The following is a 1,065-nucleotide window of genomic DNA, read 5'->3' on the forward strand; positions in this document are numbered from 1 at the left end:
ATCTTTAGGTGTGCGTCACAAACTTTCCATGCGCTGCCATCGCGCCAGTTTGGGTCTACCTTTGGAACCCAAGTTGGAATGTATGAGTTGACGTATTGCACGCCATCTCGCTCAAAGAACATAGACCCAACTGACAATGCAGACGGCATGTAGAGCGTGTCATATGCTGTGCGACCGTCAATGAAGTGCATGACATAGCGCGAGGCTGATGGGCGCGTAATCTTGTCGCCATCTTGCACCTCTGGCACATCTCGACCGTAGGCTAGATTGAATGCCTGCGTCTTGCATTCTTCACCTGTAAAGATGTTATAGAATGCCCCACGACGCGTTAGAAAAGCCCAATCTGCAAAACCACCTTCCTGCTTAAAGTCTTCGTGTTTAACCTCCACAACTTCTTTTTCCCGAGCAGTCGGCTCTTCTGGGATGTAGTCAAAGTCGGATAGGTCATCACGCAACACGAGTTCACGTTGCATCTTGTAAGTTGTGCCATTCCCAATGTCGTGGACAAACGGTAATCCATTGTCCCCGATCTTGATAAACGCTGCCTCCGATTGGCTAAACCTGAAAGGGCTTTCGCATCGCTTCTTATCGCCTGGCTGCATTTCATCAGCCCAATCTTTGAGCCTGCGCACGCTGCCTTTAATTTCAATTGGAGTGTCATCTGTCAGTTCACCAGTTACAATCGTTGATACATTTCCACTCTCGACGCTAACACGCTTAGAGAGGCCTGTTTTGGTCCGGAGCAGCTCAAGGTCACGCTGTGTTGGCACCTCGGCCCAAGAAATGTCTAACGCGCCTCCAGCGGGGTTGTGGATGGTTATACCAGCGTCTGCCATTGCGTATCCATCAATCAACACTTCTGGCTTTGCGCAGAACACAAGTCTGCCAGTGTCTAGGACTGCAAGGTCAAACACACTGCGGTCCTGACCGCCGATGACTTCGCCTGTCAACTTGCTTTTGATTGGGAAACGGAATGATGCGCCATGCAGAACCATCTGCGTATCAATGTGTGCTTTGAGTGTGCTGATCTTGTCTGGATCGCTAACTCTAATCCAAGCGTGCGTT

At 50.0% G+C, this 1,065-nt stretch carries 1 protein-coding gene; it reads right to left on the reverse strand.

Annotated elements, in window-relative coordinates:
* A partial coding sequence (locus AC1QQ2_RS14380) for a hypothetical protein (RefSeq protein ID WP_479713657.1) occupies nucleotides 1-1,065 on the reverse strand: 1,065 nt, incomplete at both ends.

Source organism: Aestuarium sp. (assembly GCF_023253315.1).
Lineage (GTDB): Bacteria > Pseudomonadota > Alphaproteobacteria > Rhodobacterales > Rhodobacteraceae > Marivivens > Marivivens donghaensis.